This is a genomic window from Halomonas sp. MS1 (assembly GCF_024182575.1).
In the GTDB taxonomy this organism is placed as follows: domain Bacteria; phylum Pseudomonadota; class Gammaproteobacteria; order Pseudomonadales; family Halomonadaceae; genus Vreelandella.
The window spans coordinates 3,192,003-3,215,799 of record NZ_CP098926.1 but is presented as its reverse complement, the minus strand read 5'-3'; the positions used below and the strand labels follow the sequence as shown (position 1 = coordinate 3,215,799).

Annotated in this window: 18 protein-coding genes; 9 read left to right on the top strand and 9 right to left on the bottom strand. The window is 54.1% G+C overall.

The window, feature by feature from the left end; all coding sequences use genetic code 11:
* Positions 1-276: 276 nt before the first annotated feature.
* Genes edd through NF683_RS14595 form a run of 4 tightly spaced genes read left to right on the top strand, consistent with a single transcriptional unit; the run spans position 277 to position 5,020 of the window.
* Positions 277-2,166 carry a phosphogluconate dehydratase gene (gene edd, locus NF683_RS14610; protein WP_089037972.1) on the top strand — a complete coding sequence of 630 codons (1,890 nt, stop codon included), beginning with the start codon at positions 277-279 and terminating at the stop codon, positions 2,164-2,166.
* Positions 2,166-3,131 carry a glucokinase gene (gene glk, locus NF683_RS14605; protein WP_253920301.1) on the top strand — a complete coding sequence of 322 codons (966 nt, stop codon included), beginning with the start codon at positions 2,166-2,168 and terminating at the stop codon, positions 3,129-3,131. The genes edd and glk overlap by 1 nt, the downstream gene beginning before the upstream one ends.
* A gap of 16 nt (positions 3,132-3,147) precedes the next feature.
* A complete protein-coding gene (locus tag NF683_RS14600) occupies positions 3,148-4,017 on the top strand; it encodes an aldo/keto reductase (protein WP_253920300.1) in 870 nt (289 codons plus the stop codon).
* A 40-nt stretch (positions 4,018-4,057) separates the two neighbouring features.
* Entirely contained in the window at positions 4,058-5,020 is a 963-nt protein-coding gene (locus NF683_RS14595) for a carbohydrate kinase family protein (protein ID WP_253920299.1), read from the top strand.
* 66 nt (positions 5,021-5,086) lie between these two features.
* On the opposite strand, the gene NF683_RS14590 is transcribed toward NF683_RS14595, so the two are convergent.
* Complete coding sequence (locus NF683_RS14590) at positions 5,087-6,583, bottom strand: glycoside hydrolase family 32 protein (RefSeq protein ID WP_253920298.1); 1,497 nt, start codon at positions 6,581-6,583, stop codon at positions 5,087-5,089.
* 236 nt (positions 6,584-6,819) lie between these two features.
* Complete coding sequence (locus tag NF683_RS14585) at positions 6,820-7,632, bottom strand: AraC family transcriptional regulator (protein WP_089040847.1); 813 nt, start codon at positions 7,630-7,632, stop codon at positions 6,820-6,822.
* A gap of 98 nt (positions 7,633-7,730) precedes the next feature.
* Here NF683_RS14585 and NF683_RS14580 point away from each other — a divergent pair, with 98 nt between their 5' ends.
* On the top strand, positions 7,731-8,852 hold the full coding sequence (locus NF683_RS14580) for a multidrug effflux MFS transporter (protein WP_089037967.1): 1,122 nt from the start codon (positions 7,731-7,733) through the stop codon (positions 8,850-8,852).
* Between the two features lie 126 nt (positions 8,853-8,978).
* On the opposite strand, the gene NF683_RS14575 is transcribed toward NF683_RS14580, so the two are convergent.
* The 3 genes from NF683_RS14575 to zwf are packed head-to-tail and all read right to left on the bottom strand — an operon-like array spanning position 8,979 to position 11,858.
* Positions 8,979-9,641 carry a bifunctional 4-hydroxy-2-oxoglutarate aldolase/2-dehydro-3-deoxy-phosphogluconate aldolase gene (locus NF683_RS14575; RefSeq protein WP_038483316.1) on the bottom strand — a complete coding sequence of 221 codons (663 nt, stop codon included), beginning with the start codon at positions 9,639-9,641 and terminating at the stop codon, positions 8,979-8,981.
* Positions 9,642-9,697: 56 nt separating this feature from the next.
* Positions 9,698-10,363, bottom strand: a complete 666-nt coding sequence (pgl, locus tag NF683_RS14570; protein ID WP_089037966.1) for a 6-phosphogluconolactonase — start codon at positions 10,361-10,363, stop codon at positions 9,698-9,700.
* A gap of 1 nt (position 10,364) precedes the next feature.
* Positions 10,365-11,858, bottom strand: a complete 1,494-nt coding sequence (gene zwf / locus NF683_RS14565) for a glucose-6-phosphate dehydrogenase (protein WP_089037965.1) — start codon at positions 11,856-11,858, stop codon at positions 10,365-10,367.
* Positions 11,859-12,234: 376 nt separating this feature from the next.
* Here zwf and malE point away from each other — a divergent pair, with 376 nt between their 5' ends.
* From malE to NF683_RS14545, 4 genes are all read left to right on the top strand, one after another.
* Positions 12,235-13,422 carry a maltose/maltodextrin ABC transporter substrate-binding protein MalE gene (malE, locus tag NF683_RS14560; RefSeq protein WP_253920297.1) on the top strand — a complete coding sequence of 396 codons (1,188 nt, stop codon included), beginning with the start codon at positions 12,235-12,237 and terminating at the stop codon, positions 13,420-13,422.
* Between the two features lie 59 nt (positions 13,423-13,481).
* A complete protein-coding gene (malF, locus tag NF683_RS14555) occupies positions 13,482-15,050 on the top strand; it encodes a maltose ABC transporter permease MalF (RefSeq protein ID WP_253920296.1) in 1,569 nt (522 codons plus the stop codon).
* A gap of 10 nt (positions 15,051-15,060) precedes the next feature.
* Positions 15,061-15,951 (top strand): maltose ABC transporter permease MalG, encoded by an 891-nt coding sequence (gene malG, locus NF683_RS14550; RefSeq protein WP_089037962.1) that lies wholly within the window; start codon positions 15,061-15,063, stop codon positions 15,949-15,951.
* A 200-nt stretch (positions 15,952-16,151) separates the two neighbouring features.
* Positions 16,152-17,639: a TrkH family potassium uptake protein gene (locus NF683_RS14545; RefSeq protein ID WP_253920295.1), complete on the top strand. Its 1,488-nt coding sequence runs from the start codon at positions 16,152-16,154 to the stop codon at positions 17,637-17,639.
* A gap of 16 nt (positions 17,640-17,655) precedes the next feature.
* Here NF683_RS14545 and NF683_RS14540 read toward each other — a convergent pair whose 3' ends face one another.
* Genes NF683_RS14540 through kdpB form a run of 4 tightly spaced genes read right to left on the bottom strand, consistent with a single transcriptional unit; the run spans position 17,656 to position 23,787 of the window.
* Positions 17,656-18,378 carry a response regulator gene (locus NF683_RS14540; protein ID WP_089037960.1) on the bottom strand — a complete coding sequence of 241 codons (723 nt, stop codon included), beginning with the start codon at positions 18,376-18,378 and terminating at the stop codon, positions 17,656-17,658.
* A complete protein-coding gene (locus NF683_RS14535; protein WP_253920294.1) occupies positions 18,368-21,052 on the bottom strand; it encodes a sensor histidine kinase in 2,685 nt (894 codons plus the stop codon). Before NF683_RS14535 ends, NF683_RS14540 begins: the two co-directional genes overlap by 11 nt.
* A 4-nt stretch (positions 21,053-21,056) precedes the next feature.
* Positions 21,057-21,740 carry a potassium-transporting ATPase subunit KdpC gene (gene kdpC, locus NF683_RS14530; protein WP_253920293.1) on the bottom strand — a complete coding sequence of 228 codons (684 nt, stop codon included), beginning with the start codon at positions 21,738-21,740 and terminating at the stop codon, positions 21,057-21,059.
* A 10-nt stretch (positions 21,741-21,750) separates the two neighbouring features.
* A complete protein-coding gene (gene kdpB, locus NF683_RS14525) occupies positions 21,751-23,787 on the bottom strand; it encodes a potassium-transporting ATPase subunit KdpB (RefSeq protein WP_253920292.1) in 2,037 nt (678 codons plus the stop codon).
* Between the last annotated feature and the right edge of the window lie 10 nt (positions 23,788-23,797).

Below are 23,797 nucleotides of genomic sequence, written 5' to 3'. Positions count from 1 at the left end.
AATCGAATTCATTTTGCGCCAGATGGTAGCAAAAGCGCGGCTGCTATACTTGCGCTTTAAGCTGCTTCAACACGCAACAACCCCATCCGGGGACGGATTGCCCTGTTAGCTGTAATGTTCATAAAAGCATCATCATTTACGACGATAGTTGCTATTAATCAGGGGTAATAAAACTACAAATATGGTTTTTATTGCCGTAAAGTCTCTTATATCGACACAAAAAGATGTAAAATAACTACAAACTTGACTCACCGTCTCTACCATGCAGAGGTCTCTATGCCGAGCTCAACACCCGCTACTTTAAATCCTACCGTTGCTGAGGTTACCCAACGCATTCGTGAGCGCTCTGCTGAGCGGCGTGCTCTCTATGAGCAACGCATGGCGGACCAACATAAGCGTGGTGTGCACCGTGCAGAGCTATCCTGCGGTAACCTGGCCCACGGCTTTGCCGCCTGTAGCCCCCAAGAGAAAGACTCCCTGAAGCTAATGAATAGCGCCAACTTGGGGATCATTTCTTCTTACAACGATATGTTATCGGCCCACCAGCCGTTTGAAACCTTTCCGGAAACCATCAAAGCCGCTGCTAGCGCCATGGGCTCAACCGCCCAGTTTGCCGGTGGTGTTCCTGCCATGTGTGATGGGGTTACCCAAGGGCAACCGGGTATGGAACTGTCGCTGTTTTCCCGCGACGTGATTGCGATGGCTGCTGCGGTTGGGCTTTCACACAACATGTTTGATGCTGCCCTTTATCTGGGCGTGTGCGACAAGATTATCCCTGGTCTGTTTATCGCAGCGGCACGCTTTGGTCACCTGCCTGCTATGTTCGTACCCGCCGGCCCAATGCCCAGCGGCCTGCCGAACAAAGAGAAAGCGCGCATCCGTCAGCTATACGCAGAAGGCAAAGTGGGCCGCGAAGAGCTGCTGCAAGCGGAGTCTGACTCCTATCACAGCCCAGGCACCTGCACCTTCTACGGCACTGCCAACTCAAACCAACTGATGATGGAAGTGATGGGGCTTCACCTGCCAGGCACCTCGTTTGTGAACCCAGGCACGGAAATGCGCGAAGCCCTGACCCGCTACGCGACCGAACAGGCTATTCGCAACACTGAACCTGGCGGCGACTACCGCCCTTTCTATAAGCAGATCGATGAACGCGCCATCGTCAACGCGGTGGTAGGTTTATTGGCATCTGGCGGTTCAACCAACCATACGATGCATTTGATTGCCATGGCCGCTGCGTCGGGCATTACGCTGAACTGGGACGACTTCACCGACCTCTCCGCCGTAACGCCCAGCCTGATGCAGGTATACCCTAACGGCCAAGCGGACATTAACCACTTCCAGGCGGCAGGCGGCATGAGTTACCTGTTCCGCGAACTGCTGGGCGCTGGCTTGTTGCACGGCGATATCCCGACGGTGTTCGGCACCGACCTGACTGCCTACACACAAGAGCCCTTCCTGGAAAATGGCAAAGTGGTTTGGCGCGAAGGTCCAGAAAGCAGCTTAGATGAAAACGTTTTACGCCCAGTCGCTACCCCCTTCGCAGCGACTGGCGGCCTAACAGTAATGAAAGGCAACCTGGGACGCGGCGTAATCAAAGTATCCGCCGTTGCCGACGAACATCGTGTAGTAGAAGCACCGGTAAAAATCTTCGCCGACCAGAACGAAATGAAGGCTGCGTTTGAATCCGGCGACTTAGATCGCGATGTCATCGTTGTGGTGCGCTTCCAGGGGCCAAAAGCCAATGGCATGCCGGAACTTCACAAACTGACGCCGTTCCTGGGCGTACTGCAGGACCGTGGCTTCAAAGTGGCACTGGTGACTGATGGCCGTATGTCTGGCGCGTCGGGTAAAGTGCCCGCTGCGATTCATATCAGCCCAGAAGCACTGGACGGTGGCCCGCTATCGAAACTGCGTGACGGCGATATTGTGCGCCTGGACGCCAACGCAGGTACGCTGGAAGCCAAAGTCGAGGCGGCTACCTGGGCCGATCGTGAGCGCGTAGTGGCGAATTTGGACCACTACCACGTTGGCCTAGGCCGCGAACTGTTTAGCGGCTTCCGCCACCTGGCCATGCGTGGCGAAGAAGGCGCAGGCTCGCTGGGCGGCTTTGAAGCCGATGATCTCGCTCGCCAACAGGGCCAGATTCTTCAAGAGGATGCCTAATGCGACCGGCCTTAATTGGTGATATTGGCGGTACCAATGCCCGCCTGGCGCTCGTCACGCCAGGTGAGGTGACGCCCCACGATATTATTAATCTTCCCTGCGCGGACTACCCTGGGGTTATCGACGCGATTCAGGACTACCTGGAGCGCGTGGGCGCCACGGGTGAAAATGCACCGGTGGAAGCCTGCTTGGCGTTTGCCTGCCCGGTTCACGCCGAGCGGGTCAAGATGACCAATAATCACTGGGATTTTATGAAAAGCGATGTTCAGCAGACGCTGAACCTATCGCTGTTTAAAGTGATTAATGACTTTACCGCACAGGCACTGGGCGTACCCCATGTGGACACCGACAACCTGGTGGAAGTGCAAGCAGGTGTGGCTCAGTCTCACTCTACCCGCTTGGTGATTGGCCCCGGTACAGGTCTGGGCGTTGCTGGCGTTTTTCCCGGCCAACACGCCTGGATACCGCTTCCCACCGAGGGCGGCCACGTCACGTTCGCCCCCACTGACAGCACCGAGCGGGCGCTGCTGGATGTTTTTCTACAGCGCTACCAACGGGTCAGCGTAGAACGTATTTTATGCGGCCAGGGCTTACTGGAGCTGTATCAGGCCCATTGTGCTCTGAACGAGCAAACGCCTGGCTGCACGACGCCAGCCGAGGTTACCCAAGCCGCTAACCAGGGTGACTCTATCGCCACCGCCAGCCTACTGCGCTTTTTAAAAATCCTCGGCGATGTATGCGGCGACGCGACCCTAACAATGGGCGCAAGAGGCGGCGTTTATCTATGCGGCGGGATTTTACCGCGCCTACTGGAGTGGCTACCCAAATCCGAACTGCGTGATAGCTTTGCGAACAAAGGCCGGATGGGCGCGTATAACGCCGATATTCCCGTGTGGATTGTGACTCACCCGTGGACAGGGCTGCTCGGCGCCGCCGAAGCGCTGCATAACGAAGAAGTCTTTTAACTTATTAGGAATGTCCATGCCTGCTCACACCTTCGATGTGCCTTTTGTTCTCGGCATGATGCGCCTGCATGAAGCACCAGAGATGCACCAGGCGAGCTATCTCGCCGACTGGATCGAAGCCCGTATCGAGCAGGGGTTGCACTGGTTCGACCATGCCGACATTTACGGGAACGGTGCGTGTGAGACGCTGTTTGGTCACGCGCTAAACACGCGCCCCGGACTGTCAAAACGGCTTAAGGTGGTGACAAAAGCGAGCATCGCCAACGATAACCCAGCCCACGGCTCTGGCAAGGTGAAACACTACAACGCCAGCCCGGATTATCTAAGCCGCGCCATCGACAATGCACTTAACCGCCTTGGCGTCGAGCGGCTAGATCACTTTTTAATTCATCGCCCTGACTTATTAATGAACGCAGAAGCAACTGGCCGTGCCCTTGATGATGCTATCGATGCAGGCAAAATTGGCGCTGCGGGCATTTCCAACCATTTGCCAAGTCAGTGGCGTAGGCTGCAAAACGCCATGCACCACCCTTTACGTGCCAACCAAATCGAGCTTTCCATTAGCCATAACGCCCCCCTGTTTGATGGTAGCTTTGATGATCTATGCGCCGACGGCCATTGGCCGATGGCGTGGTCACCACTAGCGGGCGGCACACTAATGCAAGGCGACGTCGGTAACGTTCTTAACCGCGTAGCCCGAGAGCAAAACGGTACCTCTAACGCGTTAGCGCTGGCTTGGCTGCGGTCACTGCCTAGTCGGCCGATTCCCGTTGTGGGCAGTGTGAAGCCTGAGCGTATTGCTGACATGCTCGACGGGCCTGAGACGCTCTCAAGGGAGACATGGTACGAGCTATTAGAGGCCGCGCGAGGCCACTGCGTCGCGTAACCCCTTCATCAATTAATAATATAATGACAAGGAATGACTTATGACGCCGGTGATTGCTTTCGGTGAAGCCTTGGTTGATATGTTGTCCAGCCGCTTAGGCGATGATACTGGCCAAGAAACCTTCACTCCTTACGCGGGCGGCGCACCTGCTAACGTCGCGGTTGCCTGTGCCCGACTTAACGTACCCAGCCAGTTTTTAGGCATGGTGGGTGACGATACGTTTGGCCACTTCCTGATTCGTGAGCTAAAAAGCCATGGTGTGGATACTCAGGGTGTGGTGTTGACCAAAGAGGCACGCACTGCGCTGGCGTTTGTTTCCCGGGACAGCAGCGGCGAGCGCACGTTTGATTTTTATCGCCCACCGGCGGCCGACCTGCTTTATCGCTTAGAGCACCTGCCCCACGGCGTGTTTGAACAACCGGCGATTGTTCACTTATGCAGCAACAGTTTGACTGACCCCGAGATTGCCGACACCACCTTAGCGATTGCCGCTATGGCAAAGCGCGCAGGCTGTTTAGTCAGCGTGGATGCCAACCTCCGCCACAATCTGTGGACCGAAGGGTCAGCCGACCTTTGGCTAGTAACCGAGCTATTGGATAGCGCCGAGCTCGTTAAAGTCTCACTGGAGGAGCTTGATTATCTTCGTGGCGGGCATTCTCAGGAAGCGTGGCTATCTCAGCGACTAGCCGCCGGGGTAAAAGTAATTTTAATCACCGACGGCCCTAACAAGGTGGTGCTGAAAGGTGTTGGCCTTGACCACACCATCACACCGCCCCAAGTGACCGCTGTTGACACTACGGCTGGCGGTGATGCGTTTATTGGCGGCCTGCTGGCTGAGCTTTCACGGCACGGCATTGATGAGAACTGGTACCAGGACAACAGTGCCTTTCTAACCCGCGCGGTGGATATTGCCTGCCGCTGTGGTGCTCACGCAGTAACACGCCCAGGCGCCTACGCCGCACTGCCGACCCATAGTGATATTGAAGCGCTAAGAAATACGTAACGTCTGTAGCAAAAAAGGGCGTGCAACAGCACGCCCCTTAACTATGTAATTACATGCTAAATCCTACTAACGCGCTACCGCACCTTTACTCGATACCACACTGCCACCGAGCAACCCTGCGCTGCCTTCCAAGACGTTGACCTCAATCGAGCCTGTTGTTTGAGTTGTAAAGCTCACCTGAGTAATCGCTCGTTGTTGCGTATCACCGTTCACCAGGATCTCCAGCGAGCCATGATCACACCACCACTCTAGCGTGATCGTTAAACCATCAACGCTGCCCGCCGCATGGTCACAGGCGAAATGGTCATCGAAAGCTGCTTGTCCGTTCACGCCTCTACGCGTGTAGCGAAGTGCAACATCCTCTTCTACCGCTTCAAGCATGAGCTGTTGATGATCTCCCTGCTGAAGCGACAACGCCACTCGGCTGCCAGCCGTTAAGGTCAGTTCAAGCACACCACGACTTACCGGTGGCAACGAGGTTAAGACGCTATATTGCCCAACACCCAGCATCGCCTGTGGCGGGATAGTATGCGGTACGGCTGTCAGCGCCTCATGGCACTCGCTGGCGATACGTTGGCAAAGCTGAATGCCGCTCGATGTCGCACGCAGGGTTAACTCTCTGGGCAGACTCATCATTCCCCGCCAGCCAGCTTCAGGCGCATGATTGGCATACTGCCAATTATTCAGCCAAGCCACGACTAAACGGCGCCCCGGAATATTCGACCAGCTCTGCACGGCGTAAAAGTCACGTCCTTCGTCCATCATCATGACGTCATCAGGCGAGTGGTCGTTAGTAAAACGCTGGCCATCGAACTCGCCCACAAAATATTGCGTGAACGAGCCAAAGGCATTATCTGGCGTAGCCCCAATGCCAACGATTAATACCCAGCGGCTAGATAGCTGCCCATTGCTAGCGCCTTCCACTGGCAGCTCGAACAAATCGGGGCATTCCCAAGGGTGCTGAGTATGCGCGCCGTGGCCCTCGCCAAACGCACTGGCAAACTGCCAGTCCAATAGGTTTTCCGAGGTGTAAAAATGAATTTCCTGACCACAAGCCAGCGCCATTACCCAACGCTGGGTAGCGGCATGCCACAACACTTTTGGGTCGCGAAAATCGTTAAACCCTGGCGCGGGTAGCACTGGGTTATTGGCGTACTGATGCCAAGTGCGCCCCTTGTCGCGGCTATAAGCCAAACACTGTGACTGCTCATAATCTTCAGGGTCATCGGAAAGCACTCGGTGGCAGGTATAAAACGCCAGCAGCCCCGGCTGGCCGTCAAACAGACCCGTCACATCATGCTCATCCACGATGGCACTACCTGAAAAACACGCCCCTTGGGCGTCTGGCATCAGTGCAATAGGTAAGTGTTCCCAACGGCAAAGATCGGTGCTTACCGCATGCCCCCAGTGCATGGGCCCCCATACCGTATCGTGGGGATGGTATTGATAAAAGAGATGATACTCCCCTTCGAAATATACAAGCCCGTTGGGGTCATTCATCCAGCCAGTAGACGGCGTAAAATGCAGCGTTGGCCTAAGAGGAGTAAATTTGACGAGATTCAATGTAAAAAACCCTAACTTAATCGATTAAGTTGAGGCTATCACGCTTTTTTCTTCCCGGCTCTAGGTTTAGTACGAAAGCTCGGCTAAAGGAGGCTAAACAAGGGAAAAATTAACAAAAAACCATCACGCTGCCTATTCCTGCACTTCCTCGATGGCACTGAATAGAGGTTGATCTAGCCGGGTCGATCTTTACGATGATTCAAAGACTCAAACGTCGACATGGCACGAGAGGTTCTTCAAGCAATGTCGACAGTGGACCTGCCAGGCTCAGCCTCCCACTGCCCGTGCATATACTTCAGTGGAGTCATCCCTGTGTGCTGACGGAAGAAATGAATAAAGGCGCTGTCCGAAGAGAACCCCAACAGGTAGGCCACATCGTTAACCTGACGTTGCATTGATAGCAGTTCGATAGCCGCAAGCAGACGCCATTGCTGGCGCCAGGCCTGGTAGCTCATCCCGGTTTCACGGCAAAAAATCCGGCTGACTGTCTTAGCACTAGCACCAAACTGTCCTGCAAGCGGGATCAGAGCTGGGGGTAATTCCCCCTCAGGGCTCCAGCGTTCAACCAGCGCCTTCAAACGCGTGTGTAACGGTAGCGTCAGTTGCAGTGACTCACGCTCAGCCTGCTGCATCTCTTCTATAAACAATGCCAGCGTGTTGTGCGTACTAACATCCGTTATATCCCAAGGCCACCAGGCCATACGTTCGATCAGTGCGCGCAAAAGCTCATTCACCACGACCACTTTCACCTCCTGGCCAAGTAACTGAGACACCTCGAGGCTGAAGTAGACGGAGCGATATGACACCACATTGGTCATCATCGCCTGATGCTTAACCCCAGCAGGGATCCACGCCGCTCGAGTTGGCGGCAACACGCATCGCTGACCATCAAGCACAATGCGCATACACCCACGTGGGGCATACAACAGCTGCCCTTTGGCGTGACTGTGCATACCTGAATCATGACGACCGACCTCGGCGGCAATTCCCACCACGTTGCCTACTACCAAGTCCGGGTCAAAAGACTGCTGCTGGTTGATCAGTGCCACTGTCTTATTTTCGACATATTTGGTTTGAATAACGTTATTTGAACAACACAAGACTAAGTAAGCTAGCACCACGTTTCAAGAGACATGGAATCGTCACGATGAACCCGCTACTTTATTTGATCCTGGCACTGATGATGTTCCCCCAGGTGGTCGAGACTATCTACAGCCCTGCACTACCGTCGATGGCGAGCTTTTTCGGCGTATCAGCCTCCACTGCGGGTCTGACCCTCTCCTGCTATTTTTTAGTGTTCGCCTTCGGCGTAGTGTTCTGGGGCATGATGGCGGACAAGCTAGGTCGTCGCTCGGCTATGCTGCTTGGGCTGGGGTGCTACGCACTCGGTTCCGGCATTGCTATCTACGCTCCCGATTTTCATTGGCTACTGCTAGCCCGAGCGCTAAGCGCCTTTGGCGCAGCGACCGGCTCAGTGGTCTGCCAGACAATCTTGCGTGACCGTTGGCAGGGAGCGAAACTGGCGCAGATTTTCTCTTACATGGGAATGGGTATCGCCCTTAGTCCGGTGGTCGGTCTATTTGCTGGCGGGCAGTTGGTCAACTTTGGTGGTCATCAGGCAGTGTTCAGCGCACTGCTTGTGCTGGCACTCCTGCTGCTTGCCATCACCGCTAAAATACTGCCAGAAACCCGTAAGGTACAGGTGCCTGTTGACCTAGTCACGCTAGGAAAACAGATGGTGAAAGACGCTGCGCTATGGCGCGATGTCATTCTGGTGGCCTGCTTTAACGTGCTGCTGTTTGGCTATTATCTACAGGGCCCATTCCTATTTGATAGGCTTGGACTGAGAGCGCAGGCGTTCGGTTACAGCGGGTTAGCGCTGGCAACCGGCAGCATACTTGGCAGCTATGCTAACAAGACGCTACTGAAGAATGGCAGGAGCCCCCATCAACTTATCGTCCGAGCCTGTCAACTAGCGATGGTCAGCGCCCTGGGCGTCTACACCCTGCAATCTTCCTTGCTATTCCTGTTACCGATGATGGGTATAGCAGCAGCGTTTGCGGTGGCTATTCCCAATATCCTCAGCCGAGCACTTAAAAACTACCAGCAGCAATTGGGCAGCGCGGGCGCCCTATTCGGCCTCGGCTACTACCTGCTAATAGGAGTAGGGCTCGGAGCCAGCAGTTGGCTAAATAATATGGGCCAGAGTGCATTACTGTGTGCCATCACGGCACTACTCGCCACGGGTTGGGAAAGGTCGCGCCGGTAGCCCCTACCTGGCGCACCACAAAAAAGCCCGAGCATGGCAATATGCTCGGGCAAATGACTTACCCACACGACCCGATATCAGTGAGGCAAGTAACGAGAGTGCTCGTGTCGATTTACATCGTATTCGTTAGTGGTGAAAACGCTCAGCGGCCTGACGGGCCAGCTCGCGAATACCGTCCCAATCTTCTGCTTCAACCATGGCTTTCGGTGTTAGCCAAGAACCGCCTACACACATAACATTGGGTAGTGACAGGTAGGTTTCAGCGTTATCAACCGTGATACCGCCGGTTGGGCAAAAGCGTGCTTCGGGAATCGGCGCGCCAAAGGCTTTAATGGCTTTGGCACCACCGCTGGACTCAGCCGGGAAAAACTTGAAGCGGCGATAGCCGTACTGCCAGCCTGTCATCAGCTCAGAGATCGTTGATACGCCGGGCAACATCGGCACCGGGCTCTCTACGCCATAGCGATAAAGCGCTTCCGTCGCGCCAGGTGTCACTACAAAATCCGCACCTACCTGTTCAGCTTGGCGGTATTGCGCGGGCGTCAACACGGTACCAACACCGATGCTGGCTCCCGGCAGCGCTTCTTTCATGCGTTTAATTGCTTCCAACGCGCAGTCGGTACGCAAGGTAATTTCCAACACGCTTAAGCCACCTTCAACCAAGGCGCGACCTAGCGGTACCGCATCTTCAAGACGCTCAACGGTAATCACCGGAATGACCTCAGCCTTTAAGCAAATGCTGTCAAGCTCGGCAGTACGTGTTGAGGGTAGCTGTTTATCGATTGTCATCAGTGAGTCTCCAAGCAGGTGTTACTGGCAAACGTTTATTGGCGAAAGCCCAGGCGTTACGGCGCCCAGTAGATCGCTAACGGGCAAGATAAAAACGCGCGAATAGGTAGCTTACGGACATCATCACCATTCATGGCGTTTGCCAATACGCTGCGCTTATCATCGCCAGTAATATGTAAAATATGTCGATGCGCCTGATGCAGGCGATCTGCTGAGAAAGTAATACGCGGCTGCGGCTGACTAGGCGTGCGTACCGCGACAAGCGGCTCATCGGTAGAGAGCGCTAAACCTAGTTCTAGGCTGTCGGGGAACAGCGACGCCGTATGGCCATCGCCGCCCATTCCCAAGATCACAACGCTGGCGGGCCAAGGCAGAGATGCCGTGCGTTTGGCAACCTCATCAACCCCCTCTTCCGGCGTCGAGGCATCCGAGGTTAGCGGTACGAAGTTGGCGTTCGCCGCCGCTCCTTGAAGCAGGTTTTCGCGCACCAGCTTGGCATTGCTATCGCTACTTCCCTCATCCACCCAGCGTTCGTCGGCCAAGGTGATATCAATGCGCTCCCAAGGCAGCGGTTTGGCTGCCAGCGCTTTAAAAAAAGGCACCGGCGTAGAGCCACCCGAGACGACCAGTAGCGCGCGCTCTTGGCGGCTCAAGTCTTCGGCCAATGCCTGGAAGACCGCTTCTGCCAGCTGTTGTGCTAGCGCTTGACGTGCTTCGCTCATATTAATAGTCCTCGTACCAACTGCGGCCATCTTGGGTAATCATGGCGATGGAGGCGACTGGCCCCCAAGAGCCTGCCGGGTAACGGCGCGGCGGGGTTTCACGGGCTTTCCAACCGTCGATGAGCTGGTCGCACCAACGCCAAGCGTGCTCAACTTCGTCGCGGCGCACGAACAGATACTGTTGGCCTTTCATAACTTCCAGCAGCAAGCGCTCATAGGCATCTGGGATACGTGATTTGGGGAACGCGCTGTTAAAGTCCAGGTGCAACGGGCCAGGGCGTAAGCGCATGCCTTTATGCAAACCGCTGTCTTTGGTGAGCACCTGAAGCGCGATCCCTTCATCCGGCTGCAGGCGAATGATCAGCTTGTTAGACGCAATCCCCCGCTGATCAGGATCAAAAATATAGTGCGGCTGCTGGCGGAAGTGGATCACGATTTGGGACAGTTTTTCAGGCATGCGCTTACCGGTACGCAGGTAGAACGGCACACCCGCCCAGCGCCAATTTGAAACCTCGGTTTTCATTGCCACAAAGGTTTCGGTCTGGCTCTGGGTATTCGCCCCTTCTTCTTCCAGGTAGCCGGGTACCGGCTGACCATCATTGGTGCCCGCGGTATATTGCCCACGTACTACATCACGCCCCAGCGCTTCACCGGTAAACGGCTTTAGGGCTTTAAGCACTTTTACTTTCTCATCACGAATCGCGTCGGCATCCAGGTTGGAAGGCGGGTCCATGGCAATCAAGCATAGCAATTGGAGCAAGTGGTTTTGCACCATATCGCGAAGCTGCCCGGCATCATCGAAGTAGCCCCAGCGCCCTTCAATGCCGACCTTTTCTGCAACGGTAATTTCTACATGGGAAATGTGGTTCTGATTCCATTGCGTCCCGAATAACGGGTTAGCAAAGCGCAGCGCAATCAGGTTCTGTACCGTTTCTTTACCTAAATAGTGGTCAATACGGTAAATACGCGACTCAGGAAAAACGGCCCCAATAGCGTCGTTAACTTCTTCTGATGACACTAAGTCGTAGCCGATGGGCTTCTCAACGATGACCCGCGTTTGCTCATCCAGGCTGCCACTCGCCTCAAGGTTGCGGCAAATATCGCCGTAGATCATGGCGCCAACGGATAAGTAAACCACCATGGGGCGATCAGAGCCTTCGCGCCATTCACGTATTTGCTCAAAGCCCTCAGCTTTTTTGAAATCCAGCTGGCAATAGTCAAGCCGATTTAGAAAACGCTCGAGACTCTCTTTATCCTGCTCATCTTTTTTTAGCCGCTTTTGCAGCGCGCCGCTGACCAATTGGCGGAATGCAGCGGTGTCATGCGCTTGACGTGCCAGCCCCATAATCCGCGTGCTTGCGGGCATTAAGCCCTCACGGTCAAGGTGATAAAGCGCAGGAAACAGCTTGCGCATCGCAAGATCGCCCAGCGCCCCAAACAGCGCTAAATCAATAGCGTGTTTCTGATCGCCCAGCGGGGAATGTGACTGGCTCATCTCAGCTCCTATTTATAATTAGATGATCTAATGTAGTTAGATTACCTAAAATCTATCTGATATCGGGCATTATACGCAACATTACATGTAATTTTACTACAAAAAAATAGCACTGCCTCCCCAATTACAACTTTAAACGTTATTTACGTCTCTATTTGAGCAGTGTCGACCCTGAGCAGTACCGATGCCGACACCTAACGTTATACCGCTTTATTGTTACCTTTCATTCCACTCTACGCCCCTTGGATACGCCATCGCTACGCCCCTTGAGGATGAGATGACGTTGCGCGTAATTGGCGACGCTGGCACTGACTAAAGCGCTGCTCATCAAAATATTCGCAGCACTCTACGACAACAACAATGAGGTATTTACATTATGGCAACGTCTCGCCCAATTATGATGCCACTGTTAGCCGCCACGCTGGCTGCCAGTGCCGCCCTTCCCGCCGTTGCGTTTGAGGACGACCGCCTGACTATCTGGATGGGTGATAATAAAGGTCAAGCAGGCATTCGCGCAGTTGCCGAGCAGTTTCTTGAAGAAACAGGCATCGAAGTTGAGGTGGTATTTCCCGATAACCTTACCGATCGCTTTCAGCAAGCGGCAGGAAGTGGCCAGGGACCGGATATCGTCATCTGGGCTCACGACCGCATGGGCGAGTGGGCACAAAGCGGCTTATTGAAACAAGTCGCCCCAAGTGACAGCTTCCGCGAGGCGTTTTACGACTTCACCTGGGAAGCTGCGCTGTGGAATGGTGAAACCTACGGCTACCCGATATCGGTAGAGTCACTGGGCCTCATTTACAACAAAGCCTTGGTAGAAACACCGCCAGAAAGCTTTGCCGAACTGATGGAGCTTGACGAAACGCTCTCTCAAGACGGCAAAAAGGCCATCCTATTTGATTACAGTGAGCCGTATTACGGATGGACCTTGCTAGCGGCCAACGGCGGCTACCCTTTCAAGCAGACCGACAGCGGCTATGACGTCAACGATATAGGCGTTAACAACGAAGGTGCCTTACAAGGGGCAGAACTGTTGGTTGAGTTGATCGAAAGCGATGTATTACCCCGCGGCACTGATTACAACTTGATGGACACCCGCTTTAACCAGGGCGAAGTGGCTACCATGATTAGCGGCCCATGGGCCTGGCCGAACCTGGAGCGTAGCGGAATTGACTACGGCGTCGCGTTACTGCCGAAAGTGGGGGATGAACGTGCTAAACCCATGTTTGGCGTGATGACGGCAATGATTAACTCCGCCACACCCAATGATTTTCTCGCCGTGGAGTTTTTAGAAAACTATCTGCTTAGCGAAGAGGGCATGCACACATTCAACAGCGACGGCTCACTGGGAGCGGTTGCCCATATCGATTATCAGGCTGAGCTTGCTGATAACCCCAACATTGCCGCGACGCTTGAAAATGCCGAAGTCGGTATGCCCATGCCAAATATTCCTGAAATGGGTGCTTTCTGGGCAGCCATGGAGCCCGCCCTGCAAAACATCGGCAGTGGACGCCAATCGCCCCAAGAAGCGCTGGATGCCGCTGCACGGCGTATGCGCCAGTAAGCTTTTTCTGCCCTTCTGCCCGGTAGCCAATGCCACCGGGCAGCTTTCAGGATGTCACTATGTATACCACTAACGCCTCTCGTGGCCTTCCCCGCCACCGCTCTCGCCATCTCACCGAACGTTACACCCGCTGGACACTTCGCTGCGTCATTGCCACCTTGGTAATCGCGCTGTTATGGCTGGTAGTCGCCTTTCACCTTAATGGCCAGTGGATGTTCGCGCTGCTCTTTCTAGTGCTGGGCGCCTCGCTGGGCGTGGTGTTTACCAAACGCACGTTAATGAGCCACCGGTATATTTTTCCTGCCGTGGCGGGGCTGGGTGTATTTGTTATTTTCCCGCTGCTTTACACCATCGGCATTAGCTTTAGTAATTACAGCTCAAGCAACTTGTTATCGGAAGAGCGCGTGCGCGGCCAGTTGATGAGCCAAACCTATCAACAGGAAGGCAACGCGTTTGAGCTAACGCTCTACCAAGAAGGTGAGCTTGTCCGCTTATACCTGGAAAACAGTGAGGCAGACACGACCCAGCGTTTCGTTTCTTCACCGCTCAACTTCGCCAACCATGAAACCCGTCAAATAGGCATTCAGGCAGTAGACGCTTCGCCTGCCCAAGAGCCACTGGGAGTGCGCGCTATTATCCAGGCACGTGATTCTCTGCAAGGGCTTAGGCTGCTGACACCGGATGGCGCGGAGCTGCGTATGGCAGGGTTACGCCAGTTTGCTCCGATGGTAGATCGCTATGAAGCACGTGAAGACGGCGCGCTTTATGATCGCCGCGATGACCGCGTTCTTACCCCCGACCCCGCTAGCGGATTTTTTGTCGCTGATAACGGCGAAAGCATCACGCCGGGATGGCCAGTCAATGTAGGATTTACCAACTATACGAAGATATTCACCGATCCCGACATTCGCGGTCCCTTCATGCAGATCTTTGTGTGGACCTTTGTGTTTGCCGCACTGACGGTGGTCTTCACCCTGGCCGTTGGCTTTGTGTTGGCGTCACTGTTGCAGTGGGACCAACTCAAGGGCAAAGCCGTTTATCGCACGCTGTTAATTCTGCCTTACGCCGTGCCCGCCTTTATCTCCATCCTGATTTTTAAAGGCATGTTTAACCAGCACTTCGGTGAAGTGAATATGATTCTGGACGCGCTGTTTGGCGTTCGGCCAGAGTGGTTTACCGACCCGTGGCTGGCGCGCTCCATGCTGTTGATTGTTAATACCTGGTTGGGCTACCCCTATATGTTGCTGCTGTGCATGGGGCTAATCCAAGCCATCCCCCAAGATCTCTACGAAGCCTCGGCAGTCGATGGCGGCGGCCCTATTACCAATCTGTTCAAGATTACCCTGCCACTGATTATTAAACCGCTTACACCGCTGTTAATTGCCGCCTTTGCATTTAACTTCAATAACTTTGTGCTAATTGCGCTATTAACCGGCGGCAACCCTGACATTTTGGGCGCCAGCACTCCTGCAGGCACCACCGATCTATTGGTCAGCTACACCTACCGTATTGCCTTCCAGGATGCCGGACAGAACTTTGGGCTGGCAGCCGCCATCGCAACGCTCATTTTCCTCTTGGTCGCGGGTATGTCGTTGCTTAATTTGCGCCTTTCCAAGGTTAAGGTTTAGGAGGTTACTCATGGCCATGGTTCAACCGCGTTCTGTGGGTGCGCGCCGCTTGGGCGCACACCTTGCACTGATCTGCTTTGTTTCACTGATTGTCTTCCCGCTGTTGCTGGTGATTTCAATCTCATTTCGCGAGGGTAACTTTGCCTCTGGCAGCTTGATTCCCGAGAATTTCTCGTTGGAACACTGGTCGCTAGCACTGGGAATTCCCTGGGAACGCCCGGATGGCAGTATTGTTCAACCGCCCTTTCCCGTGCTGTTGTGGCTGTGGAACTCGATAAAAGTGGCGGTAGTTTCTTCGGTGTTGATTCTCATGTTAGCGACGACGAGCGCTTACGCCTTCGCACGCATGCGCTTTAAAGGCAAAGAACCGCTTTTGAAAGGTATGCTGATTTTCCAGATGTTCCCAGCCGTACTGTCGCTTGTGGCGCTCTACGCCCTGTTTGATCGACTGGGACAGTTTGTTGGCTGGTTAGGCATCAACACCCACGGCGCGCTGATCGTGGCATCACTGGGCGCGGTCGCGCTGCATATATGGACCATTAAAGGCTACTTTGAGTCGATTGATGGCTCGCTGGAAGAAGCGGCTATGGTTGATGGCGCCAGCACCTGGCAAGCGTTCCGCTACATTCTGCTGCCGCTGTCGATTCCCATTTTGATGGTGGTTTTCATTCTGGCTTTTGTGATGAGCATCATGGAATACCCCATGGCCTCAGTACTGCTGGTGGATGAACACAAACTCACCCTGGCGGTAGGTGCCCAACAATACCTTGCCGACCACAACCAGCGCTGGGGCAACTTTGCCGCCGCTGCTGTGCTTTCCGGCCTGCCCATTACCGTTGCGTTCTTGATCTGCCAGCGCTGGATTATTGGTGGATTAACCGCTGGGGGCGTCAAAGGCTAAATTCCTGGATTTAACTACTAAGTGCAGCACTCCCGATTCCTCGCTTGAGCACCTTGCTCGTCACCGACCCTATTGATGGGGTCGGTTTTTTCATCACTGTGTTTATTACTTGAGTATTTTTTAGAGAAATTTTACGGACTTTTTGTGGTTGTCATGGTGTTATATCGCGATAAACATTAGGGCAATTTAAGAGCGGATCTATGACCACCTTTCCCAGCGGAATTTACTATCGAGACGCTTACCGCAATTGGGCACAAATATTTAAAATCATGGCAGTATTATGGTTAGTGCTTGCCATGTTTATGGCACTGCCTTGGATTGTTCTCATTATTGAAAAAGATCCTGACGCCCCCGCTTTTGGGGTGTCGCTTCTCATTATTCTGAGCGCCACGCTGATCACTTGGTTACTAACCCGCCGAGTATCGCTGGAGCTGAAGCCTTGGCAAATGTTTATATTGACGGCGGGCAGTTGGACCAGCATTAGCTGTTTTGCCAGCCTCCCGCTTATCTTAGGTGCGCCCCAACTTAGCGTTACGAATGCCGTCTTTGAGTCGGTCTCCGCGATTACCACTACCGGTTCCACCATTTTAACGGGGATCGAAGAGTTATCCGACGGATTAAAGCTGTGGCGAGGCTTAATGCAGTGGATGGGTGGTATCGGCATTATCGTCATGGGCATCGCTATTCTGCCATTTCTTAAAGTAGGCGGCATGCGGCTATTTCACACTGAATCTTCGGATTGGTCCGATAAAGTAATGCCTCGTACGGGAGGTATTGCAAAAGCGACGCTAACTATCTACGTGGCGCTGACACTACTGGCCATGTTGAGCTATTGGGTCGGTGGAATGCTGCCACTAGATGCCGTGGTTCACGGGATGACATCACTGGCGACCGGTGGCTTTGCCAACTCTGACGCCTCGTTTGGTGCCTACGCTGAGCAACCGTGGTTGGTATGGATGGGTAGCCTTTTTATGCTGAGTGGTGCGCTACCCTTTGTCTTATATATTCGCTTTATTCGCACCTCCCGCAGCGCCCTGTGGAAAGACCAACAGGTGCGTGGTTTGTTAAAGCTCCTGCTAGCGGCAATTTTAGTTCTTAGCACATGGCGCGTTTTACAAGGCGATGATTGGTTTGTCTCGCTCACCCACGTCACGTTTAACGTCATTTCAGTTGTAACCACCACTGGCTATGCATCCGACGACTATACGCTGTGGGGTTCATTACCCATCGCGGCGTTCTTCTATCTTACGTTTATAGGTGGCTGTAGCGGCTCTACCAGCGGTGGTATGAAAGTTTTCCGGTTCCAAATCGCTATGCTGATGCTGCGTAATCAGTTGCGCTATCTGATTCACGCTAATGGTGTTTTCACAACGCGCTATAATCAGCAGCCGGTGACCAACGATATTTCCCGTAGCGTAGTGGCCTTCTCTTTCTTCTTTTTTATCACGATTGCAGTGCTTGCCTTGAGCCTTTCAGCATTGGGACTGGACTTAGTCACTGCCCTTTCCGGTGCGGCCACTGCGGTGGCGAATGTAGGCCCGGGGCTCGGTGACACCATTGGCCCGGCAGGTAACTTTGCAACACTACCCGATGCCGCCAAATGGCTACTGTGCCTTGGCATGTTAATGGGCCGCCTGGAAATTTTAACGGTCGTGGTGCTGCTCACACCGATGTTCTGGCGACGCTAACCTTGTTAGAACCGTGCTACGTTTCAGGGCGTAGCGCGGCTTCTACCAGCAATCGATATCCGACGCCTGCTTCTGTTTGAAGCAAGGTGGGTGTTTGTGGGTCATCCCCCAGTTTCTGCCTTAGTCGGCTGATCACGATGCGCAAATAGTGCGTATCATCAACATGCGTTGGCCCCCAAATTTCTTTTAACAACTGGGTCTGGGTAACGACCCGCCCGGCGTAGCGGCACAGGCGCGCTAACACAGCGAACTCTTTGCGCGTTAAGTGCACATCATCTTGCTGTAGTGTGACCCGCCTTAGCTCCAGATCAATCGCTAACCCCTGACTTACATAGTAACTTGATGTTTGCTCTCCCCGAGCTTTCTGGGCCAAGCGCAATACCGCTCTTATACGCGCTAGTAACTCTTGAATGCCAAAGGGCTTAGTAACGTAATCGTTGGCACCGTTATCCAACGAAAAGACTTTCTCTTCTTCCCGATCACGAACAGATACCACAATGACCGGTACGGTACTGTGCTCACGTATACCCTGCAGTACTTCGTGGCCGTCCATATCAGGCAAGCCTAAATCGAGCAGCACGACGTCAGGGGCTTGGGTATACACCATGGCTAACGCTTGCTCGCCATTCTCTGCTTCCAATACTGCGTAGCCCTGAGAGGCTAAACTGATACGCAGAAATCGCCGAATCTGCTGCTCATCATCAACAATTAGAATGCGACCGCTGCCTTCACTCTTCATCACCCCTCCTAATATCTGCACCTAACAGTGGCAGCGTTATAATAATCGCGGTGCCTCGCCCACTTTCGCCCGTACCGGCCATAATAGTGCCGCCATGGGCACCAATCATGCCACGACATATGGCCAAACCAAGGCCGCTGCCATGAGCACTTCTATCGCCGTCGCCACCGCTGTAAAACATATCGAATACCTGCTCGCGTAGCTCGGGGGAAATACCAGGGCCTTGATCTTCAACAGTAATCACCAACGTTGCGGGATCACCTTCAGTGAAGTGCGCCTTTATGCTCAATTCACCCCCTGGTGGTGAAAAACGTTGAGCGTTATCCAAGACATTGACCAACGCTTGTTCTACCAGCGCAGGGTGGACATAAAGTAGCGGTAACGAAGGAGGCCAGGACTTGCGGACAACGACATGCTTAAGCGACTGACCCAAGCGCTTGAGCGCTGAGTTAATAACGTCGTCAAACGCTACCCAGTCTCGCTCAATTTTTAACGTGCCGTGACCTAGTCGGGTCATATCCAACAAGTTTTGTATGTATCGATTGAGGCGCTCACTTTCGGACAAAATGCCATCAAGCAGCTCACGCTGGTCGCTATCGCTTAGCTGCGGTTTGAGTTCAATCAACGAACTGGCTGAGCCAATAATAGAAGAGAGTGGTGTACGTAGGTCATGAGACACCGATGAGAGTAACGCAGAGCGCAGGCGTTCGTTCTCTTCGGAGACACGGGTTGTATTCAACTCTGCCACTAGCCGGGTACGCTCTAGCGCCATACTAAGCTGACGCACCAGCGTATCCATTAACGACTCTCGTTCGAAGGTGAGCGCTTTTAGGCTTTCCGACAGTTTAAGCGCCAGCATCCCTACTTTTTCGCCCTGCACTGTCAGGGGTATTAAGCGCCAAGCCTGTTGACTCAGGGTGTCTGTGCCTTGGCCACTGGGCTTTTGATGCTGCCAACTCCACACCGCCGCTTGCTTAGCGGTCATGTCCAAACGGACCGAATCCGGCAGCGCATGCACAACTCGCACTTCATTCGCGCTTTCGGCGCTTTCAATAAATACCGTGGGCACCGCAAAGCACTGCACCAATGTATCAACACCAATTTTTGCTGCACTGGCGCTGTCTGTCGCGGTTGATAGCTGTTCGGCATAACGCAACAAAAGCTGGGTCTGATCGCGGCTAGCGCGCAGTGCAATTAAACGCCGCCGTCCCCTACCCGCAAGCTGCCCAACCACCACGGCGACGAGCAAGAAGAACACTGCGGTCAGCAGTTGACCACGCTCCACCATGGCAAAGGTTAGACGCGGCTCGGTAAAGAAGAAGTTGAATGCTAAAAAGCTCGCGATGGCACTGAACATCGCCATGGCGGTACCCGCCCATACGGCACTAAACAGTACGGCCACTAAAAACACTAAGGGTAAGTTGGCCAGCTCAAGCCAGGGCTCTAGCACGACAGCCACCCCTAGGGATGCCATCACCGCCAAGCTAGTGGCCAGTAATTGGGGAGGATGCAGTTTCCAGCCATGCCACCATCTATTGGCACGTTGTTTTAAGGCCCCTTGTGCCACTACAACAATATCGAACGCTTCGGCATGCGCCATCAAGCGTTGGGCCAGTGGCCGTGACCATTTCCACCAGCGACGCTTCGCTTCGCGGCCGACTACAATGGTGGTCGCATTAATTGAACGTGCATAGTTGAGCGCTTCGCTTAGCTGACTATGCCCTTGTAAACGTATTGAATCGCCACCCAGCCGAGTAACCAGGCTGAAAACTTGTTCAATGGCCAGTTGCTGCTCTGGGGAGGCAATTCCTTTATCAACATAGACCGCTCGCCAGACCGCCAAGCGCCGCTCTGCCATCCGATGAGCCGCGCGAACCAGCGATACGTCGTCTTCACTGCCATTAATCACCACCAACAGGTGCGGTCTTACCGGCCAGGGGCCTGACCTACCACCAGCATCCATTGCCACTTTAACATCCGCATCCACCCGCTCGGCCATGGTTTGAATTGCCAGCTCACGCAGCGCGTTGAGATTGGATTCATTAAAGTAACCTTCCATGGCAGCACGGGCTTGTTCGGGTATATAGACCTTGCCACGCCTTAAGCGCTCAAGGAGCTCATCGGGCGTTAAGTCAACAAGCGATACATCGCGGGCGCGCTCTAACAGCGCATCGGGCACCGTTTCGCGCATGCGAATCCCAGTAATCCGCGCGACATCATCATTCAAACTTTCGAGATGCTGGACGTTAACGGTTGTCCACACGTCAATACCTGCATCCAGCAGCTCCTCAATATCCTGGTAACGACGCGGGTGCCGACTGCCGGGGATATTACGGTGGGCAAGTTCGTCCACCAGCAAAATAGTGGGACGCCGCGCCAGGGTGGCATCAATATCAAATTCATAGAAGGTTCGGCCATGGTGCTTTAAAGGCGCTAGCGGAAGCCGTGCCATCCCATCACACAAGGCTTCGGTATCAGCGCGGCCGTGTGACTCCACCACGCCAATGACAATATCTTCACCTTCCTCTGCCCGTTCACGGGCGGTGCGAAGCATGGTGTATGTTTTACCGACACCGGGTGCGGCTCCCAGAAATACACGCAAACAGCCGCGCGCCTCTCGGCGCGCGGCTTTTAGCAATGTATTGGGATCGGGTCGCTGATCCGCTGAATACATTGGTTTACTCCATGGTGTCTGAAGCCATCGGGGTGACGGGTGCTGAGGTTAATGGCGCTGCGGTGGTTGATGATACTGGAAAACGATCATCCAAACTGACATTCAGCCGCAACACATTCACCACCGGCGAGCCCAGCCAGCCTGTGTTTTCAAGTGCTTGATCAATTAGCGCCATCACAGTAGCTTCGTCGATGCCACGTGCTTGCGCTACTCTGGCAACCTGTAGCTCAGCCGCCTCGGGGGAGATATGCGGGTCGATACCGGAGCCAGACGCGGTAATCAGATCAACAGGGATTTGATCGACACTTACGTTTTCACGTTGAGCAATGGCATTTGCATCTGCCTGGGCACGCTCGCGCAGCGATACATTACTCGGCGCCAGATTAGAACCTGAGACGCCACCTGCGTCATTGCCCGCCGCTGATGGACGACCAATAAAGTACTCATCGCTGACAAACGTCTGAGATACCAGGCTTGACCCGACCACCCGACCAGAGGCATCTCGAACCAAACTGCCTTGCGCCTGTTCGGGGAATAACCAGCCACCCAGTGTTGTGGTAACCAGCGGATAAATCAGCCCTAGAAGAACGGCCATTACCACCATAAAGCGAAGTGCATTGCCCCAGGAGGCCTTTGCCTGCAGCACATCGTCATTCACTGCGATCTGGCGTTTCATATCTACATTCATCACGTTTCTCCTAGATAAATAACGCAATCAGCATGTCGAGAAGCTTGATGGCGGGGAATGGCAGTAGCAGCCCACCCAGGCCATAAATCAGCAGATTTCGACGTAACAACTCCGTCGCCGATGCCGCTTTCACAGACACACCGCGCAAGGCAAAGGGAATCAATGCCGGAATGATTAATGCGTTAAATAGCACGGCTGCAAGCACCGCCGTAGTCGGAGAGTGCAAATTCATAACGTCGAGTACGCCAAGTGCAGGAAAACTGGCGGCAAACAGCGCTGGCAAAATAACAAAGTACTTAGCCACATCATTCGCCAGCGAGAACGTCGTCAACGCGCCTCGGGTAACCAGTAACTGCTTGCCAATTTCCACCGCACTAATCAGCTTGCCAGGGTCAGAGTCCAGATCCACCATATTGGCCGCTTCACGGGCTGCCTGGGTGCCAGAGTTCATTGCCAACCCTAGATCCGCTTGAGCAAGAGCGGGAGCATCGTTAGTACCGTCACCCACCATGGCAACCAAGCGACCACTGGCCTGCTCTTCGCGAATCAACGCTAGCTTGCGCTCTGGCGTGGCTTCGGCAATGTAGTCGTCCACGCCTGCCGTCGCGGCAATAGCCGACGCCGTAATCGGGTTGTCGCCCGTAATCATTACGGTTTTGATACCCATGGCACGCAGTTCAGCAAACTTCTCCGCGATACCGCTTTTAATCACATCAGACAGCGCCACCACGCCCAAAATCTGACTGCCTTCTGCCACCGCAATGGGGGTTGCGCCATCCCGTGAGATACGCGCAATGACCTGCTCGTAATCGCTGGGTATGTCACCGCCCTGGGCTTTTACCCATTCCGCAATCGCATTCGGTGCTCCCTTACGCAGCTTTTTACCGCTGGTCAAATCAACGCCTGACAGGCGTGTTTCAGCACTGAACGCTTCAAAGGCTGCACCATCGGCTTCTTGTCTAAGTTGGACATCGACACCCTGCTCAGTGGCTAGCTCCACAATTGAACGCCCTTCTGGCGTAGGGTCTTCCAGGGACGTTAAAAACGCCACGTCACGGACTCGCTGACGCGGAATCTGTTGGCAAGGAGCAAACTCCGTCGCACGGCGATCGCCAAGCGTTATCGTGCCGGTTTTATCCAGCAGCAAGGTGTCGATGCTGCCAGCAATCTCGACGGCTTTACCTGATTTAGCCACCAGGTTAGCCCGCATAGCGCGCTCCATACCCGCAATACCGATAGCAGGCAAGAGGCCACCAATAGTGGTCGGAATTAAACAGACCAGCAATGCCACGAGCATAACCGTGGAGGTTTCAACGCCCACGAAAGCCGCCATGGGTACCAACGTGACGACCACGATCAAAAACACCAGCGTTAGCATTGCCAAGAGTACCGATAGCGCCAGCTCGGAAGGTGTCTTCTGACGGTTGGCGCCTTCAACCAAGGCAATCATGCGATCTAACAACGATTCGCCAGGGTTAGCGCTAACTTCAATAATCAGATGATCTGACAGCACTTTGGTCCCGGCACTGACACCGCTGTTATCAGTGCCCGCTTCACGCAGTACGGGCGCAGATTCACCGGTGACAGCCGACTCATTGATCGAGGCAGCCCCTTCAACGATATCGCCATCGGCGGGAATCAGCTCCCCCGCGACAACCTTCACACGATCGCCTTTGCGGAGAGAGTCGGCCGTAACATTACTCGTCGTACCATCAGCGTTCAGCTTAACTGCCTTCAACTCTCCCTTGGTTTTACGCAGCGCCCCAGCATGGGCTTTACCACGTGACTCTGCCAGCGACTCGGCACCCGTGGCGAACAGAACGGTGGCCAGTAACAACAACGCGATAGCCAACGCAAAACCGCCATTTTCTCCCTGGGCGAAAGCAATGGGCGTCAGCCCAAAGCACACTACGGTACCAATGGCGACCACGGCCATCACGGGGTTTCGCGCAAGTTGTTGAGGCGCAAGTCCTTTCACAGCCCCAGCGACGACCTGGCCAATGGGTAGCGGACGACGCGGCTGTTTAGCAAGCTCAGTATGTGACATCTCGTTTCTC

What these genes read in the sequence shown, in the direction of transcription:
- edd (WP_089037972.1), top strand. Translation starts at nt 277, where the DNA reads ATGCCGAGCTCAACACCCGCTACTTTAAATCCTACCGTTGCTGAGGTT.
- malF (WP_253920296.1), top strand. Translation starts at nt 13,482, where the DNA reads ATGTATACCACTAACGCCTCTCGTGGCCTTCCCCGCCACCGCTCTCGC.
- zwf (WP_089037965.1), bottom strand. Translation starts at nt 11,858, where the DNA reads ATGAGCCAGTCACATTCCCCGCTGGGCGATCAGAAACACGCTATTGAT.
- NF683_RS14595 (WP_253920299.1), top strand. Translation starts at nt 4,058, where the DNA reads ATGACGCCGGTGATTGCTTTCGGTGAAGCCTTGGTTGATATGTTGTCC.
- NF683_RS14600 (WP_253920300.1), top strand. Translation starts at nt 3,148, where the DNA reads ATGCCTGCTCACACCTTCGATGTGCCTTTTGTTCTCGGCATGATGCGC.
- pgl (WP_089037966.1), bottom strand. Translation starts at nt 10,363, where the DNA reads ATGAGCGAAGCACGTCAAGCGCTAGCACAACAGCTGGCAGAAGCGGTC.
- NF683_RS14575 (WP_038483316.1), bottom strand. Translation starts at nt 9,641, where the DNA reads ATGACAATCGATAAACAGCTACCCTCAACACGTACTGCCGAGCTTGAC.
- malG (WP_089037962.1), top strand. Translation starts at nt 15,061, where the DNA reads ATGGCCATGGTTCAACCGCGTTCTGTGGGTGCGCGCCGCTTGGGCGCA.
- NF683_RS14580 (WP_089037967.1), top strand. Translation starts at nt 7,731, where the DNA reads ATGAACCCGCTACTTTATTTGATCCTGGCACTGATGATGTTCCCCCAG.
- malE (WP_253920297.1), top strand. Translation starts at nt 12,235, where the DNA reads ATGGCAACGTCTCGCCCAATTATGATGCCACTGTTAGCCGCCACGCTG.
- NF683_RS14535 (WP_253920294.1), bottom strand. Translation starts at nt 21,052, where the DNA reads ATGTATTCAGCGGATCAGCGACCCGATCCCAATACATTGCTAAAAGCC.
- NF683_RS14540 (WP_089037960.1), bottom strand. Translation starts at nt 18,378, where the DNA reads ATGAAGAGTGAAGGCAGCGGTCGCATTCTAATTGTTGATGATGAGCAG.
- kdpB (WP_253920292.1), bottom strand. Translation starts at nt 23,787, where the DNA reads ATGTCACATACTGAGCTTGCTAAACAGCCGCGTCGTCCGCTACCCATT.
- NF683_RS14545 (WP_253920295.1), top strand. Translation starts at nt 16,152, where the DNA reads ATGACCACCTTTCCCAGCGGAATTTACTATCGAGACGCTTACCGCAAT.
- kdpC (WP_253920293.1), bottom strand. Translation starts at nt 21,740, where the DNA reads ATGAATGTAGATATGAAACGCCAGATCGCAGTGAATGACGATGTGCTG.
- glk (WP_253920301.1), top strand. Translation starts at nt 2,166, where the DNA reads ATGCGACCGGCCTTAATTGGTGATATTGGCGGTACCAATGCCCGCCTG.